This is a genomic window from Candidatus Poriferisodalis sp. (assembly GCF_965203655.1).
Classification (GTDB): Bacteria; Actinomycetota; Acidimicrobiia; order Acidimicrobiales; family Poriferisodalaceae; genus Poriferisodalis.
In genome coordinates this window covers 81,621-97,374 of the sequence record NZ_CBDBDD010000009.1, presented here as the reverse complement: position 1 = coordinate 97,374, position 15,754 = coordinate 81,621, and the positions used below count along the sequence as shown (strand labels likewise).

General features: G+C 68.7%; 14 protein-coding genes and 1 tRNA gene. 4 read left to right on the top strand and 11 right to left on the bottom strand.

Going from position 1 to position 15,754, the window contains the following annotated elements; genetic code table 11:
- Nucleotides 1-5: 5 nt before the first annotated feature.
- The 4 genes from ACOGW9_RS11795 to ACOGW9_RS11780 are packed head-to-tail and all read right to left on the bottom strand — an operon-like array spanning nt 6 to nt 4,568.
- Complete coding sequence (locus ACOGW9_RS11795; protein WP_419911453.1) at nt 6-980, bottom strand: ribokinase; 975 nt, start codon at nt 978-980, stop codon at nt 6-8.
- Nucleotides 977-2,341: an MmgE/PrpD family protein gene (locus ACOGW9_RS11790; protein WP_419911451.1), complete on the bottom strand. Its 1,365-nt coding sequence runs from the start codon at nt 2,339-2,341 to the stop codon at nt 977-979. The genes ACOGW9_RS11795 and ACOGW9_RS11790 overlap by 4 nt, the downstream gene beginning before the upstream one ends.
- Nucleotides 2,341-3,417 (bottom strand): aromatic ring-hydroxylating oxygenase subunit alpha, encoded by a 1,077-nt coding sequence (locus ACOGW9_RS11785; RefSeq protein WP_419911448.1) that lies wholly within the window; start codon nt 3,415-3,417, stop codon nt 2,341-2,343. The genes ACOGW9_RS11790 and ACOGW9_RS11785 overlap by 1 nt, the downstream gene beginning before the upstream one ends.
- A complete protein-coding gene (locus ACOGW9_RS11780; RefSeq protein ID WP_419911446.1) occupies nt 3,414-4,568 on the bottom strand; it encodes a pyridoxal phosphate-dependent aminotransferase in 1,155 nt (384 codons plus the stop codon). The genes ACOGW9_RS11785 and ACOGW9_RS11780 overlap by 4 nt, the downstream gene beginning before the upstream one ends.
- 53 nt (nt 4,569-4,621) lie before the next feature.
- Between ACOGW9_RS11780 and ACOGW9_RS11775 the strand changes: the two genes are divergently transcribed.
- Together ACOGW9_RS11775 and ACOGW9_RS11770 are read left to right on the top strand one after the other, a co-directional pair.
- Nucleotides 4,622-7,075, top strand: coding sequence for an FAD-dependent oxidoreductase (locus ACOGW9_RS11775; protein WP_419911444.1), 2,454 nt, complete (start codon nt 4,622-4,624; stop codon nt 7,073-7,075).
- A complete protein-coding gene (locus tag ACOGW9_RS11770) occupies nt 7,072-8,169 on the top strand; it encodes an alcohol dehydrogenase family protein (protein WP_419911442.1) in 1,098 nt (365 codons plus the stop codon). The genes ACOGW9_RS11775 and ACOGW9_RS11770 overlap by 4 nt, the downstream gene beginning before the upstream one ends.
- On the opposite strand, the gene ACOGW9_RS11765 is transcribed toward ACOGW9_RS11770, so the two are convergent.
- The 6 genes from ACOGW9_RS11765 to ACOGW9_RS11740 all read right to left on the bottom strand — a co-directional run bounded on the left by ACOGW9_RS11765 (nt 8,169) and on the right by ACOGW9_RS11740 (nt 13,196).
- Nucleotides 8,169-8,241, bottom strand: a tRNA-Thr gene (locus ACOGW9_RS11765). The genes ACOGW9_RS11770 and ACOGW9_RS11765 overlap by 1 nt on opposite strands.
- A gap of 33 nt (nt 8,242-8,274) precedes the next feature.
- The gene (rlmB, locus tag ACOGW9_RS11760; RefSeq protein WP_419911440.1) at nt 8,275-9,231 is read right to left on the bottom strand and encodes a 23S rRNA (guanosine(2251)-2'-O)-methyltransferase RlmB; all 957 of its coding nucleotides are present in this window, start codon (nt 9,229-9,231) and stop codon (nt 8,275-8,277) included.
- The gene (gene ispF / locus ACOGW9_RS11755; RefSeq protein WP_419911438.1) at nt 9,228-9,803 is read right to left on the bottom strand and encodes a 2-C-methyl-D-erythritol 2,4-cyclodiphosphate synthase; all 576 of its coding nucleotides are present in this window, start codon (nt 9,801-9,803) and stop codon (nt 9,228-9,230) included. The genes rlmB and ispF overlap by 4 nt, the downstream gene beginning before the upstream one ends.
- Before the next feature lie 11 nt (nt 9,804-9,814).
- Nucleotides 9,815-10,501 carry an IspD/TarI family cytidylyltransferase gene (locus tag ACOGW9_RS11750; RefSeq protein WP_419911436.1) on the bottom strand — a complete coding sequence of 229 codons (687 nt, stop codon included), beginning with the start codon at nt 10,499-10,501 and terminating at the stop codon, nt 9,815-9,817.
- A 50-nt stretch (nt 10,502-10,551) separates the two neighbouring features.
- Nucleotides 10,552-11,637, bottom strand: a complete 1,086-nt coding sequence (locus ACOGW9_RS11745) for an IS110 family transposase (RefSeq protein WP_419907360.1) — start codon at nt 11,635-11,637, stop codon at nt 10,552-10,554.
- Between the two features lie 269 nt (nt 11,638-11,906).
- Entirely contained in the window at nt 11,907-13,196 is a 1,290-nt protein-coding gene (locus ACOGW9_RS11740) for an IS256 family transposase (protein WP_419911434.1), read from the bottom strand.
- 144 nt (nt 13,197-13,340) lie between these two features.
- Here ACOGW9_RS11740 and ACOGW9_RS11735 point away from each other — a divergent pair, with 144 nt between their 5' ends.
- Nucleotides 13,341-13,580: a hypothetical protein gene (locus tag ACOGW9_RS11735; protein ID WP_419911432.1), complete on the top strand. Its 240-nt coding sequence runs from the start codon at nt 13,341-13,343 to the stop codon at nt 13,578-13,580.
- Between the two features lie 354 nt (nt 13,581-13,934).
- Here ACOGW9_RS11735 and ACOGW9_RS11730 read toward each other — a convergent pair whose 3' ends face one another.
- The gene (locus tag ACOGW9_RS11730) at nt 13,935-14,225 is read right to left on the bottom strand and encodes a DUF433 domain-containing protein (protein WP_419911430.1); all 291 of its coding nucleotides are present in this window, start codon (nt 14,223-14,225) and stop codon (nt 13,935-13,937) included.
- 126 nt (nt 14,226-14,351) lie between these two features.
- Between ACOGW9_RS11730 and ACOGW9_RS11725 the strand changes: the two genes are divergently transcribed.
- Nucleotides 14,352-15,746: an HNH endonuclease gene (locus tag ACOGW9_RS11725; RefSeq protein ID WP_419911428.1), complete on the top strand. Its 1,395-nt coding sequence runs from the start codon at nt 14,352-14,354 to the stop codon at nt 15,744-15,746.
- Nucleotides 15,747-15,754 lie beyond the last annotated feature (8 nt).

Sequence of the window (15,754 nt, the reverse complement as noted above, 5' to 3'; positions counted from 1 at the left end):
GGCAGCTAGGGGGCGAGATCGCCGAAGCCTGCCAGTTGCTCAGCCGTCGGCAGGCTCGGCTGCGCTCCGGCGACCGTCACTGCCCAAGCGCCGGCCCGCACGGCCAGGTGCGCCGCTTCCTCAACAGTCGCACCTGACGCCATGGCCACCGCCAACGCTCCGGCGAACGCGTCCCCAGCGCCGGTGGCATCGACTGCGGCGACCTGCGGTGCATGCACGGTGATCTCCCGGTCGGCATCCGTTGCGCCGTCGGCGGGCATGTCCGGCGCCCTCTGTGAAAGCTGCGCAGTCTCGGCGACTCGAGGCGCGCCGACGACGCAGCCCGCCGCGCTCCGCGTCTCCACGAGCACCGCATCGGAGCGCAGATCCCCAACCCCGCCGCCGGCCTCGGGGCGACGCAACTGCTCAGCTTCGGCGCGGTTCACGATGATGACGTCCGCCAGCGGCAGCACCGCCGGTGCCACGTCGTTGTACGGAGCGGGGTTCGCCACGACGGTCACACCGTGCTCGCGGGCAATCTCGGCGGCGGCCCGGGCAGCGGCGGCGCTCACCTCGCCCTGCAGCAGCAGCGCATCGGCCGCGGCGATCTCGGCGGCGGCCGCCTGCACGCCCGCAGCATCCAGCGATGCATTGGCACCCGCAGCCACCACGATCGACACGTCGTCGGGATCGACGGTGATTACCGCCAGCCCGGTCGGAACGTCGACGCTGGCGACGTGCCGGCAGTCGATCCCCTCCGCTTCGAGGCCCGATCGCAGCCACCGTCCCTGGGTGTCGTCGCCGACCCGGCCCACCATCACCACCTCGGCACCCAACCGGGCCGCTGCGATGGCCTGGTTGGCGCCCTTGCCCCCGCGGAACCACGCGATGCGCTCGGCGTGCAGCGTCTCGTCGGGCGAGGGCCGGCGCGGCACCCAGAGCGTCACGTCGGCGTTGAGGCTGCCGACCACGGCAATCCGCGGCGGGTGCGGCGCGCTCATGAAGAGGCCTCAGGGGCCACGGCGGGCAGCGCCACCCTGGAGGCAGCCGGCAAGGCTCGCACCCAGTCCCGCAGCACATCTGCGTGCGACCCAGCGAGCATGGCGAACTTGGCTTCGATCTCATCGGCACTCAGGGGATCGTGCATGGATCCCTTCTGGCCGCACACCGAGCGTTCCAGCACGCGACCGTCGCGCAACGTGATGCGCACCGAGCCGCCCATCTTGTGCGCGTAGGTTGCATCCCAGCGCGCATCCGCAGCAATGGCGACAACCTTCGACTGCAGTCGGACCAGCACCGGATCGGCAATCCGGTCCGCGCCGTAGGTGGCAGGGTCCGCGGGATCCGCCACGAGCGCCGCCGCAATGTTCCACGGACCCGAGTACTGCGCAGCCATTACTGAAGCCGTGCCGTCCCCGCTGTTGTGGACAGCGGCCTTCGTGGGCGCCGTCGCCTCGATGCGCTCGACCATGTCGGGGCGCAAGCCGTAAGCGGCGCGCAGCTCGAGGGTGGCTTGGATCAGCGGGTGGATGTCGCTGCACGCCGCCCACGGCTTGACGGTGATCTCGTCCAGCATCCAGCGGCTCCCGAGTTCGTCGGTCAGCAGCTCGACTCGGGGCTCGTCGCTGAACACCCGGCAAAAGCCGTAGGTTCCGGCCAGCCCGTCGGCCGGTCCTTCGAAGCCGCCGGCGGCCAGCCGGGCTGCCATCATGCCGCCCTCGGCGGCGCGACCTGCGTGGAGACGCTTGGTCTGGCCGCCCGACGACGCGAACTCCATCGTCCCCGACGCCAGCGTGGCGGCGATCCCGAAGGCGTCACGCAGCTGCGGGGCGCTCAGCCCCAGCAGCCGACCGGCAGCAGCGGCAGCACCGAACACACCGCACATCGAGGTCGGGTGGAACCCCCGCAGGAGGTGGGCTGCGGGCCCGACGGCGATCCCCGCCCGGCCCATCGCTTCATAGCCCACCACCACGGCCTCCAGCGCATCGGCACCCGACGCGCCCAGTTCTTCGGCCAACGCCAGCACCGCGGGCACCACCACCGCGCCTGGGTGCGAGATCGACTCCTCGTGAACGTCGTCCAGCTCGAACGCGTGCGCGGCAGTGCCGTTGGCGAAGGCAGCCATGGCCGCCGTGGTGCGGTCGCCGCAGATGATCGACGAGCTGCGGGGGCCACCCGCCTGCTGGGCATAGGCGGCCGCCGTTTGAGCCCACGGCAGCGAGGCGCCGAAGACCATGCAGCCGATCGTGTCCAGCACGCAGTTCTCGGCGCTGGCTGCGAGGCGCCCGGGCACGCTGCCGGCGGCGCCTGCCAGGAACTCGGCCAGTGCTGCAGTGCGGTTGGACCCGACCTCGTCAGCCATCAGCCGGCACGGTCGCCCAGTGCCGTCACTGCCAGCTGCCCCAGGTGCGCGACGGAATCCTCGCTGTGCACCGTGCCGACGCCTGAGGGCTCGCACACGAGCGGTCCGGGTCGGTAGCCGCGGCTCGACATGCCGCGCTGCACCGATTCCACCAAGCCGAAGTCCTCGGTGGCCGTCGTCTGCCAGTCCAAGTCGATCACCTCGCGCTGCACATCAGAGGGCTCGGCAGTGTCCAGCCAGAACTCCCGTACCAGCAGCGTCTGGTCCACAGCGAGCGGAATCCAGCGGAACGTGTTGACGACCTGGCCGGGGTACACCTGGATCGCCGAAGCGGGCCAGACGAAGTACGCCACGTAGTCGGCGCCCTCACCGAGACGGGTGTAACCGGACTGGGAGGGCGGTGCGCCCTTGGCCGCGTGGCGGATCACGTCGCCCTCGCAGCGGATGCGGTAGCTGGCCGGATCGACCACGCCGGTCGTGAATGAACGATGCACGTTGGGGCAGTGGTAGCACTCGTTGTAGTTCTCCACCGCGACCTTCCAGTTGGCCCTCACGAGGTGGGTGTTGCGCCAGCTCAGCACCCGCTCGGGCGCCGCGGGCGCGTTGGCCAGCAACTCGGATTCCACGCCGGGAGCCACCTGCGCCAAGCCAAGCGCGCCGTGGTCAAGGTTCACGAAGACAAAACCGCCGAGCTGCTCCATTCGCACCGGCGGCAGGCAGATCTCGCCGACATCCCGGCTGCGCGCGCTGGCCAGCGTGCCGTCAAGGTTGTACACCCACGCGTGGTAGGGGCATGTCATGAGCCCTGGCACGGAGAACTCGTCGCCGCCGGGCCGCTGCGGGGGGAACAGCTCATGGCCGCGGTGCTGGCACACGTTGTAGAAGGCACCGAGCTGCCCCCGGTTGTTCACCACGAACACCGACTCGTCGCCGACCGTGGCCGTCAGCACCTGGCCATGTTCCGCGACTTGGGACTCGTGGCCCACCATCACCCAGGATCGAGCGAACACCGCGTCCAGCTCGGCGGAGAAGATCTCCGGGTCGGTGTAGTAGCGGGCGGCAAGCGCCCGGCTCACGGAAGATCCCCTAACGCCGCAACGAGTTGGTCCATGCGCCCGCGGAAGCCGACGTCGGCTCGCAGGAACCGCGTGCCGAGGCCGCGGAACGACACGGCGCCGTCCTTCGTGATCACCCCCCGTTCCAGGAGCGACTGCCACACATCGTTGGAGTTCAGGTCCTGATCCAACAACTCGATCAGGAAGAAGTTCGACCGGGAGCCCTCGACGCAGCGAAACCGGTCGAGCTTGACATCGAAGAGCTCCTGCACATAGGAGCGCGCGTCGCAGATGGTGTCCACCGTCTTGGCGACAAACTCGTGATCCCCCAGCGCGGCCACGCCGCCCGCGATCTGCAGCTGGCCGACGTTCCATGTGGGCTTCGCTGCCAGCAGCGCGTCGATGACACCGGCGTGGGCTACGCCGAACCCCAGCCGGAGCCCCGCGAGGCCGTACACCTTCGAGAACGTCCGCAGCACGATCAGGTTCGGGTACTCCTCCACCAACCCGATGCCGCCGTGGTGTCCCGAGTAGTGCACGTAGGCCTCGTCGAGCACCACGAGACAGTGCGAGGCCGCCTCGATCACCCGCCGCAAGTCGGGCTCGGCCATCCAGGTACCTGAGGGCGAGTGGGGATTGGTGATGAACACGATCTTGTGCTCGGGACGGATCGCCCCGATGTAAGCGTCGACGTCCACCGCCATCGTCCGGGGATCGGTCGCCTCGTAGCGCAAGTCGGCCACGCGGCCCTCTGCCTCGGCGAAGAGGTGGTACATCGGGAAGCACGGAGCCGGCATCAAGATCGGATCGCCTTGACCGGCAAAGGCCCGGATGAGCACCGAGATGATCTCGGTCTCGCCGGCGCCGCAGAGGTAGTTGCGCTGCTCGTAGCCGTAGGTCTCGGCCAGCCGCTCGCGCAGCGGCTCGGCGGTCCACGACGGGTAGAGCTGCATCCGGCTGATCGCATCGGCCACGGCAGCTTGCGCGGCCGGCGACGGCCCGTAGGGATTCTCCGCCGATCCGAGCTTCGCGATGTCCGCGGCGCTCAGCCCGTAGCGGCGTGCCACCTCGTCGACCGGCAGACCCGGCACGTAGTACTCCGGCTGCCGCAGGGCTGCGTGAACTGCGCTGGGCGTTGAGAGCCCGTGCACCAGTGTCTGGTGGGCTGCCACTGAGCGGTATTCTGCCTCATTCTGCAGCCGCATCGTGACCACAGCGAGGGCGCATGAGCCTTCCCGAATCGACGCGTGTGGCGATCATCGGCGGCGGCATCTGCGGCGCCAGCTTGCTGTACCACCTCGCCCAAGAGGGCTGGTCAGACACGCTGCTCATCGAGAAGGGCGAGCTGACCTCGGGCTCCACTTGGCACGCCGCCGGCCAGGTCACCCATTCGGTTTCCGGTTACACGCTGGCTGCGATGCGCCGCTACGCCTGCGAGCTGTACGACGCCCTGCCTGCGGAGTCCGGCGTTGCGACGACGTGGCACCGCAGCGGCAGCTTCCGCATCGCGTACCACGACGAGGAGGTGGACTGGCTGCAAGCGCAGCTCGGGCTGGCGGACTACGTCGGCAACGAAATGCACTGGGTTGGCCCCGAGTTCATCGCCGAGCTGCACCCCTTCTTCGAGACCTCCGAAGTGCAGGGCGCAGTGTGGACGCCCGATGACGGCCACGTCGATCCCACCGGCGCCACCAATGCGCTGGTGGCGGTGGCCCGGAAGCTGGGTGCCGGCGTGAGCCGCCACAACCGAGTCGTCGACATCGGGCGGCGGACCGACGGCACCTTCGACGTCGTCACCGAGGCGGGCACGGTGCACGCCGAACACGTCGTGAATGCCGCCGGCTGCTACGCCCACCAGGTAGCGCAGATGGTCGGGCTGGCCGTGCCGATGGCAAACGCGCTGCACTCGTACTTCGTGTCCACCCCGGTGGCCGAGTTCGCGGCACTCGAACGCGAACTGCCGGTGGTGCGCGACGACTACGTCTCGGGTTACATCCGCCAAGAGCAGGACGCCGGGCTCATCGGCATCTACGAGCAGCGCAACGCAGAGTCGGTCTGGGCGGACGGACCCGGCTGGGACCTGGAGAATCCGCTGTTCGATGCCGACTACGACCGGGTCGGGCTGTGGCTGGAGCGCGCCTTCGAGCGGGTGCCAATCCTGGCCGACTACGGCATCCGCCGGGTCATCCGCGGCGCGATTGCCCACACACCCGACGGCGATCCGCTCATCGGTCCCTCGGGTGTGCCGAACTTCTGGCAGTTCGCCGGTGTGCAGGTGGGTCTGGCCGACGGACCAGGATTGGGCCGCGAGCTGGCGCGCTGGATGGTGCACGGCGAGACCGACTTGAGCCTGCGCAGCTACGACGCCCGGCGCTTCGGCTACATCGAGCCGGACGACGTGGCCACCTATGGGCGCATCAAGGGCACCGAGGACTACGAGTTCCGCCACCAGACCCCGCTGCCTGGGCTGGAGCGACCCGAGGCCCGGCCCTACCGCAGCTCGCCGGTGCTCGGTGCGCTGGCGGATGCCGGCGCGGTCTTCACCCAGGTGTACGGCTGGGAGCGACCCAAGTGGTTTCCGGGCGCCGCCGGGCTGCCCCAGCGCGACGTGGTCTCGTTTCGCCACACCGACTGGTTCGAGGTGGCCGCTGCCGAGGCCGCCGCGGTGCGCGAGCGGGTCGGCATCATCGATTCGACGGCGTTCGCAAAGTTCGACCTGACCGGACCTGACGCAGCGGCGGTCTTGGACCGGCTGACCACCAACCGGCTGCCGTCGACCGGCCGCATGTCGCTCACCTACACCCTCACGCCGACGGGACGGATCGAAGGCGAGCTGACGGTGTCGCGGCTCGGGCCCGAGCACTTCTACCTGGTGTCCGCCGCGGTGTTCGAGCTGAAGGAGCGGGAGTTCTTCGAGACGCACTGGCCGGCTGGTGCCGACGCACGGCTGGTCACCCGCTCGAGCGATTTCGGCGTGCTGACGCTGGCCGGGCCCCGGTCGCGGGACGTGCTGGGCGCATGCACCGGTGCCGATCTGGGCAACGAGGCTTTTTGCTGGTTGTCGTGCCGTGAGATCACGGTGGCAGGCGTGCCGGGCGTGCGGGCACTGCGAGTGGGATTCACGGGCGAGCTGGGCTGGGAGCTGCATGTGCCGCTCGGCCGCATCGACGATCTGTATGGGGTGCTCCGAGATGCCGGTGAGCCGCACGGCATGGCGAATGTCGGCAATCACGCCACCGAGGGCCTGCGGATGGAGAAGCGGTACATGATCAGCCGCGACCTGACCCATGACGTCACGCCCGACGAGGCCGGCCTGAAGCGCTTCATCAAGCCTGACAAGGGAGACTTCGTGGGGCGCGACGCACTGCTGGCCCGCCGTGCGGATGCCGCCAGCGGGAAGCGGCCGTGGCGCTGGAAGCTGGCCTACCTGGCTGTCGACACCGACGTAGCCGAGGTCGGCGGCAGCGACGCGGTGTACCGCGACGGACGCCCGGTCGGGCTGGTGACGACGGGCGCGTACGGCTTCTGGGTGGGCCAGGGCCTGGCGTTCGCCTACTTGAACCCGGCCGACGCCGAACCAGGCACTTCCTTGACGGTGCGTGTCCTCGGCGACCACCGCCCGGCGCGAGTGCTGGATGCACCGGTGTACGACCCCACTTCGGCAAGGCTGCGCCAATGAGCTCCCGGGAGACCATGCGGGCGGCGCTGCTGGTGGGTCATGGCGGGCCGGAGATGCTGCAGGTGCGCGACGACGTGCCGGTGCCGGTGCCGGGGCCCGACGAGGTGCTCATCGAGATGGCGGCGTGCGGCATCAACAACACCGACATCAACACCCGGGTGGCCTGGTACAGCAAGTCGGTGACGGCGGCGACGTCGGGCGAGGGATACGCCGACGCGGATGCAGCAGATTCCACCTGGGGCGGCCGGGGTGTGGAGTTTCCCCGCATCCAGGGTGCCGATGTCGTCGGGCGGGTGACCGCTGCGGGGGAACGTGCCGATGCGGGCCTGATCGGCCAGCGGGTCATGGTGGAGCCTTGGCTGAAGGATCCCGCCGACCCGAGCGACCGCAGCAAAGCGCGCTATCTCGGCAGCGAGGTCGACGGCGGCTTCGCGGAGTACGTCGCGGTGCCTGCCGTCAACGCCTATCCGGTCGACTCCGATCTGTCTGATGCCGAGCTGGCAACGTTCGCCTGCGCCTCCTCGACGGCTGAGCACATGCTCCAGCGCATCGGGCTCACCAGCGGCGAGAGCATCGCGGTACCGGGCGCGAGCGGTGGCGTGGGCTCGGCACTGGTGCAGCTCGCCCGCCGCCGGGGCGCACGAGTGGTGGCGATATCCGGCGCTTCCAAGGCAACGCAGGTGCTCGAACTCGGGGCCGATGCGGTGGTGCCGCGACAGGGTCCCGAGCACGATGTCGCTGCGGCGGTCGAAGCCAACGGCGGCCCGTTCGACGCAATCGCCGATGTGGTCGGCGGCGAAGCGGTCGGGCTGTGGCTCGATGCGTTGGCAGGCCGCGGGCGCTATGTCACTTCGGGCGCCATCGCCGGACCAATGGTGGAAGTCGATCTGCGGACGGTGTACCTCAACGACCTGGAGCTGCACGGCGCCACGATCTACGGGCCCGGCCTGTTCGCAGGCCTCGTCGGCTACATCGAGCGCGGCGAGATCCGCCCGGTGCTCGGCGGCACGTTCCCCCTCGAGCGCATTCGCGAGGCGCAGGAGGCCTTCGTGCGCAAGGAGCACTTCGGCAACCTGGTGATCACCCTGTCGTGAGCCCGAGGTGGGAATCGAACCCACAACCCCCGCTTTACAAGAGCGGTGCTCTGGCCGTTGAGCTACTCGGGCACCGGCCCCAGCGTATGGGCGACACCCCGGATTTCAGGGCGCAGAGGCTGAGTCCCGGGCGCGAGCGATGTCGAACAGGGCCACGGCGGCAGCGGCTGCCACGTTGAGCGATTCGATGCGGCCCAGCACCGGGATCGACACCACTTGGTCGCACCGGCGCTCCACCAGCGCCGACAGTCCCCGGCCCTCGGCGCCGAGCACCAGCACCAGCGGCTCGTCGCCGACCCGCAGCGATTCGAGCCCGTCCGGCGCGTAGCCGTCGAGACCGATGGCCCACAGCCCGCCATCGCGCAGCTTTGCCAGCGCAGCGGGCAAACCGCCGACGAGGGCGATGGGCAGGTACTCGACGGCGCCCGCGGCGGCCTTCACCGCGGCCGGCGTGAGGTTCGCCGAACGGTGGCTGGTGAGCACCACCCCGGTCGCACCAGCTACCTCGGCGGTGCGCAGGATGGCACCGAGATTGCCGGGGTCGGTGACGCCGTCGGTCGCGACCACGAGCGGCAGCCTGTCGCCTGCAGGCTTCGCCAATTCTTCCAGCGGCACCGGCTGAACAGCAGCGGCCTTGGCAATCACGCCCTGCGGCGCGGCAGTAAGCGCTGTCTCGTCCAGCTTGCGGCGGGTGACTTCGCGCAGCGGCACGCGGCGATCGCCGGCGAGGTCGACAATCTCGGCCAGCGTGGCGGCCGAGTGCGCGTCCTCCGAGATCAGCACCTCGTGCACCTTGCGCTTGCCGGCCCGCAGCAGCTCGCGCACGGCCTGCCGGCCCTCAACGTGATCGCCGCCAAGACCCTTCGGCCGTCCCTGGGACCGACCAGCCTGCGCCTGATTGGCACCACCCTGCCTGGAGCCCGCCCGGTTCGCTGAACCGCCACCCCGCTGCGGTGCTCCTCTGCCGCGACCAGATGGCCCGCCGCCCCGCTCACCACGCCGCGAGGTAGCGCCACCGCGCTGAGCGGACGCATCCCGCCGCCTGCCGCGTTCCGCACTCACCGCTCGCTGCCACCCTCATCCAGCACTGACGGCTGCTCGCCGCTGGCCAACTGTGCTGATTGCTGCCCGCCCCTGGCGGTCAGGAGCGCCACAGCGTGGGCCACGATCCCGTTGGCATTGCCAAGTCCCTCGGTGCGCTTGCCGCACACTGTGACCGGTCCGCCGGCTGCGCTGCTGAGCCGGTGCTGCATCTGGTCGCGATGCGGGGCGATCATCGGCCGATCGCAGATGACCGTGCAATCGGCATTCGCCAGCAACCAGCCGTTCTCAGCGAGCAGCGCCGAGACCTGCCGCAGCATCTCGATGCTGTCGGCATCACGCCAGCGCTCATCGCTGTCAGGAAACTGCGTGCCGATGTCGCCGAGCCCAGCCGCACTCAACATCGCATCGATCACCGCATGAGCAACAACATCAGCATCGCTGTGCCCGACCAGCGGCCGTTCACCCGGAAACCGGACCCCGCCCAGCACCAGAGTCCGCCCCGAAGGATCGCCACCAGCAAACGGATGCGCGTCATAGCCATGTCCCACCCGCATCGCCGGACCGCGCTCGCCCCCGTCAGCCCTTGTCACACCGCTTGACGCTAGAGCCCTCCGCCCGCGCCGCGGCCACGCAGCAAGGCCTCCACAACGACGAGATCGGCTGGCGTGGTGACCTTGTGCGCCGCCGCCTCGCCCGGCACCGCCACGACCGTGCCGCCAGCAGCCTCCACCAGCGCAGCGTCGTCGGTGGCCTCGGGCTCCCCAACATGAGCCGCCACCAGCGCCTCCCGCCGAAACGCCTGAGGAGTCTGCACCCCAAACAGTCCCGAACGATCCACCGTGCCCGCAACGATTCCCCCCGAATCGCTCCACTCCGGCACCCGCTTCAACGTGTCGCTCACAGCAAGCGCCGGCACAGCAGCATCAGCCCCACCCCGAACAGCACCGATCACCGCCGCAAACAGCTCCGCAGAGGCCCCCGGCCGAGCAGCGTCATGACAAACCACAACATCCACATCATCAGGAACCATCTCCAGCCCAGCCCGAACAGACCCCGACCGAGTCCCCTCACCAGCCACGACCGCGTCCACGCCCGCGCCGAACCTGTCAACCATGGACGGTGCGACTACGAGCGTCACCCCATCGCACGCCGCCCGAGCCGCCTTGACACCCCACGCAACCATCGGCCGCCCCGCGATGTTCGCCATCACCTTGGTGTGGCCACCAGCCACAGCCCCGTACCGCGTCCCCGCCCCAGCAGCCAAAACAAGAGCCCAAGCCCGCCCCACCCCTCAAGTCTGCCCGGGACTGTCAGACGCTCCCTTGTCAAGTGTGGTGGTTAGGCGACGTGAAGTCGGGCCTGTTGCCGGTGTTTTTCGTCTCGCCACATTCTGCGGATGACGCGGTTGGCGAGGTGGCGTTTGTGGGCTCGTCGTGCTTCGCGTCGGGTCTTGCCCTCGCCGGTTTTTCGGGTGAGGTAGGCGGCGGCATCGGGCTGGCTGCGGGCCTGGGTGACCGACGCGATGTGCAGCACGGAGTTGATGCGCCGGTTGCCTCTGAAGTCGAGCCGGTGCTTGACGGGCTGGCCGCCGCCTTCGCCTGAGGACAAGGCGACGGCGCCGGTACCGCACCAGCGGGCGAATTTGGACTCGCGGTCGAACCGGGTGGGGTCGCCGACCTCGCACAGCAGGGTGGCTGCGGCGATGGGGCCGATGCCGGGCTCGTCGCGCAGGGTGGTGCCGTGGCGGTCGAGCAGCTCGTCGATGAGACGCTCCAGGCGGCGGATCTCGCGGCGCGCTTCGCGGTCTTGTTCGATGAACGCTTGAAGCTGGGCCAAGCGGTAGCTGCCGGCGGGGGTCGGGCAGGCGGCGGGGTCGAGGTGTTCGAGGCGGCGCAGCCGGCTCTCGATCTTGCCGACTGTGGTGAGCTGGTCACGTATCTCGGTGGGGAGCTTGGAGATCTGGTCCGCGATGTGGTGCAGCATCAATGTGCGAGCAGCCACAAGGGTTCTGCGGTGCTCGAGCACGGCCTCGATCTGAGCGACGAGGGGGTCATAGACCTCCAGCGCTTGGACGGGGCCCAGCGTCGGCTCGGCCAGCAGCGCCCGCGCCGAGGCGACCGCGTCGACGGCGTCGGTCTTGCCCAGCCGCCGAGATCGGCGCTGCGCGGCCGAGCGGGACGCGGGCACCTCGCGGGCGTCGAACCCCGCCGCGGCGAGAGCGATCGCGACATGGGCTCCCCATTTCGCCGAGCCCTCCACGCCGACCTGCTCGACGCCGTGCACGTCGAGCAGATCGATCGCAGCGGCGTAGCCCGCAGCGGTGTTCGCGTAGGTCTCGTGGCCGATCTCGACGCCGTTGGCGTCGACGATCCCCAAAGTGAAGGTGTCCTGGTGGGGGTCGATCCCCCCGACCGCAGATGTCATGCTGTGCTCCTGCTGGAAGTGATGTTCCGGTGGGTCCGGGACGGCAGGGGCGCTTCGTCACAACCGAGTCGAGACAGTCAGGCTCCCTTCAAGACAGGAGCGCTCCTGCCGGCCCCACGCTCGACGCGACAGGTCAATCAACAGGCACCAGGCCAGAATTTTGTGGAGTCACCGCCGAGCACGAGGCCGGACCGTAACCCCCTGGCAGAAAGCCCCGGCAGACCCAACAGTGACACTCGGATTTTTTGTGTAACCGGCCGTGATGGTGTTCATCGGATGTGGTCGGCGATCCGGTCGCCGTAGTGGACGGTCAGGGTGTTCAGGATGGTCTTCCAGCCGTTGGTCTTTCCGGTCAGGTTGCTGCGGCTTTTGCGTCTGGCGTTGGCGACAAGGTAGAGGACCTTCATCGCGGCCTGCTCGTTGGGGAAGTGGCCTCGATGGCGCACGGCCCGTCGGAATCTGGCGTTGAGGCTCTCGATGGCGTTGGTGGTGTAGACGACTCTGCGCAGCTCAGCGGGGAACTCCAGGAACGGCACGAATTCGTCCCAGGCCTGCCGCCAGGAGCCGATCATGGCGGGGTAGGTGTGCTCCCAGTCCTCGGCGAAGCTCTCGAAGCGTGCCTCGGCGGCCTCGACGGTGGGCGACGTGTAGATCTCCCGCATTGCCTTGGTGATCGGCCCCCAGTGCCGTTTGGAGGCGTAGCGGAGGCTGTTGCGGACCATGTGCACCACGCAGGTCTGCACCGTGGCCTGGGGCCAGGTCGCCCGGATCGACTCGGGCAGGCCCCGCAGCCCGTCGCAGCACACGATCAACGCGTCAGCGAGGCCTCGGTTTCTCAGCTCGGTCAGCATCGCTGCCCACTGCTTGGCGCCCTCGCCGCCTGCGGGGCCCAGCCACAGGCCCAGCACGTCGCGCTCGCCGGCGAGATCGACGCCGATGGCGACATAGACGGGCCGGTTGGCGACCTGGGAGTCGCGGACCTTGATGACGATCGCGTCGATCAGCAGCACGGCGTAGACCGGCTCAAGGGGCCGGTTCTGCCACACCGCCATGTCGGCGACGATCCCCTCGGTGATCTTCGAGATCGTCTCCCGGCTCACCGAGGTGTCGTAGATCTCTGCTAGATGGTCCTGGATCTCCCCGGTGGTGAGCCCCTTCGCATAGAGGCTGATCACGTTGCCCGACAGCCCGTCGAGACGGCGCCGGTGCTTGGGCACCGTGGTCGGCTCGAAGGTGCCCGCCCGGTCACGCGGCACCGCCAGGTCGACCTCGCCGATCTCGGTCGTCACCCGCTTGGGCGTCGACCCGTTGCGCGAGTTCGGGGTGCCGCGGCCCTCAGGAGCGTGACGCTCATAGCCCAGATGCTCGGTCATCTCGACCTCGAGACCGGTCTGGAGCACCTGGCGCACCAGCCCGGTCAACAGGCCACCGTCACCGGTCAGCTCCACGCCCTCAGCGCGGGCCTGGGCCACCAGCTGCTCGGCCCAGTCGGCCATCGCCGCCTCGCCGGCAGCCTCGCTCGCCGGCACAGCCGGCATGTCATGATCAGTCACAGACATGATCCTCTCCAGCCCACAGCCCCCGGCTGCGGACCCTCAGATCACGCCCGATACACAAAATTCCTGACAGGCCCGATACCGTGCGGTGCATGAATATGGCTGCCAACAAGCCCAAGCCGGTGCGACAGTAGCTGGCGGCTGAGCGTGCCATCCGAACCGGATATGCCGTCGTGGTGGCGGCCTGACTTCACCTCCAAGTACGCCAAGGAACGCCAGGCGCAGGCGTTCATGGTGACGATCCCGTTCCTGATTGCAGCGTTCATGTTCCGGTGGCTCGTCGGCCTCGACTACTACGTGAGCTTCATTGCGGCTGCGCCGTTCGCTGCGCTCGGCTGGGTTGGGTTGAAGGCACGTTTGAAGTACCGCCGCGAGCGGCGCCTGTAGCGCGCTAGCGCCGATCTAGAAGCGTCAGGGGGGTGCGTCGAAGCCACTGCTGTTTCAAGCGGCGCACAGCCAAGGCGTCTGGCCCGACCCCACGAAGCACCCTTGAGCGAGGATCACCGCGGCAGACCTACAACGCGATTTGGCCACTCGAGTGACTCGTAGGCGCGAAGAAAATGGACGCTCTTCCCATTGAGCTATACCTCTTGCGAGGTACCAGGACTCGAACCTGGGTCTCCCATTTTTGCGAACGACCCGGTCTTGCTCCGGGGCGGACTCTGCGTCATTCGCCCTAGGGCCACAACGCTATACGAGGTGGTCTGCGAAGCGCCACGCCGTTCCGCTGCAAGCAGCACTTCATCCGTGTAGCGCGGCCAACATCGTATTGGCCCGCAGCTGCACGATTCGGCGACGGTCCGTCGCCAACAGACGACGAGCGGTCACCGCGTGCGCATAGGCGGCGCAGGTGCACATGTCGTCCTGCTCGAGCCCTGGGTAATCGTCAAGGATCTCCTCGGGAGCGACCCCTTGTGCGAGGAGGCCCAGCAGAAGTTCTACGGAAATGCGCAGGTCGCGGACGATGGGCTTCCCGCCAAGTACGTCAGGCCGGGCAGTGATGCGGCGTAGAAGCCCTTGGTTGGCCGCCATGATCCACCTCGGGTGTGCCGGTCCCGAGCGGAGATCGCCCAGTGGGCTGTCACGCTACATGAAGAATGTCCAAATATCTCTATGCTTTTGGTTGTGTTTGGTTGCATACGTTTGTATGCTGCTTATATGTTCGCCGAGCTGATCCGGGACCATCTTCCGGCCCTCGACGATGCTCTTGATGACGGACTCGGCAGCCGCCGGAGGGAGTCGGTGTGGCCCGATGCCGAGCCGGACTGGCACGACGCCGATGCGCGGCTGCTCGGGGATGATCCCGCCGACGCCAACTCTGCGGCGGATGCCGCTGGGGGCGAGGCAGGCGGCCCCATTGGGGACTCCGAGCTGGGGTCGCTGAGCTACAGCGGGCTGCGAGACCGTATGGTCGAACTGGTAGCAGAGCGCAACCGCATCGAGGGCGAGTACCTCGCTGTGCTGGGCGAGCTGACCTCGCGCCACGGCACCCAGGCTGCCGCTTATGAGCTGCGGGACCTGACCCGCATGAACTCCTCCCAAGCACGAGCCGAGTCCCGCCTGGCCCGCAGCCTCGTTGACCACGACATGACCGGCACCCTCGACGCGCTGCGAGCCGGCGAGATCCACATGTCCCACGCGAAGGTGATCGCCCGCGAAGCGCCCAAGCAGCACCGCCGCAGCGAACACAGCTTCTTGGGACTGTGCCGGGCCTACCCCTCCGACACCGTCGCCAAGCACACCCTGGCCTACGAGAGCCAGCAGGTCTACGCAGACCTCGCCGCCGAGGCCGCCGCCAACGATCTCAGCCCCATCGACGCCGAGCACGCCCTCCAACGCCACCAGCGCAGCGGCTCGATGCGCATCGGCGACGACGGCATGTGGAACTTGCGCGCCAAGCTCGACGCAGTCACCGGCCGCCAAGTCAACATCGCCATCCAAACCGCACTGCGCTCAGCCCGCCACCGCAACACCGCCACCACACCCACCGGCGCCGACGGCCAGACCGTCGAGCCGACCCGCGCCCAGCTCACCGCGGACGCCATCAGCGACCTCATCGCCGGCAGCACCACCACCCGGCGCGCCAACACCAACCTGCTGATCATCGCCGACTACGACGCCACCAACGACCGGCTCGCCAACCCTCGCCTCGACGACGGCACTCCCCTGTCAGCACAAATGCTCGCCGAATGCGCAGTCGATGCCAAGGTCCTCCCAGCGATGTTCAGCGCCGACTGGTCCAAACTCGCCCTGGGCCGCACACGCAACGCCAGCGACGCCCAACGCCTCGTACTCGCCGCACGCGACGGCGGCTGCATCGGCTGCGAACTCACCTCAGAGCACACCCAAGCCCACCACATCGACTACTTCGAGAACGACGGCCCCACCGACATACCCAACCTCGCATCACTCTGCGAGCCCTGCCACCAAGACCTCCACAACCACAACCGCAAGATGCACACCCCACCCAACGGCCGACCCCAACTCCAACCCCCCGAACCCCGCAACACCGACCCGCCCAGCGACGCGACGGCAACGGCCCGCAGCCCCTGAACGCCACC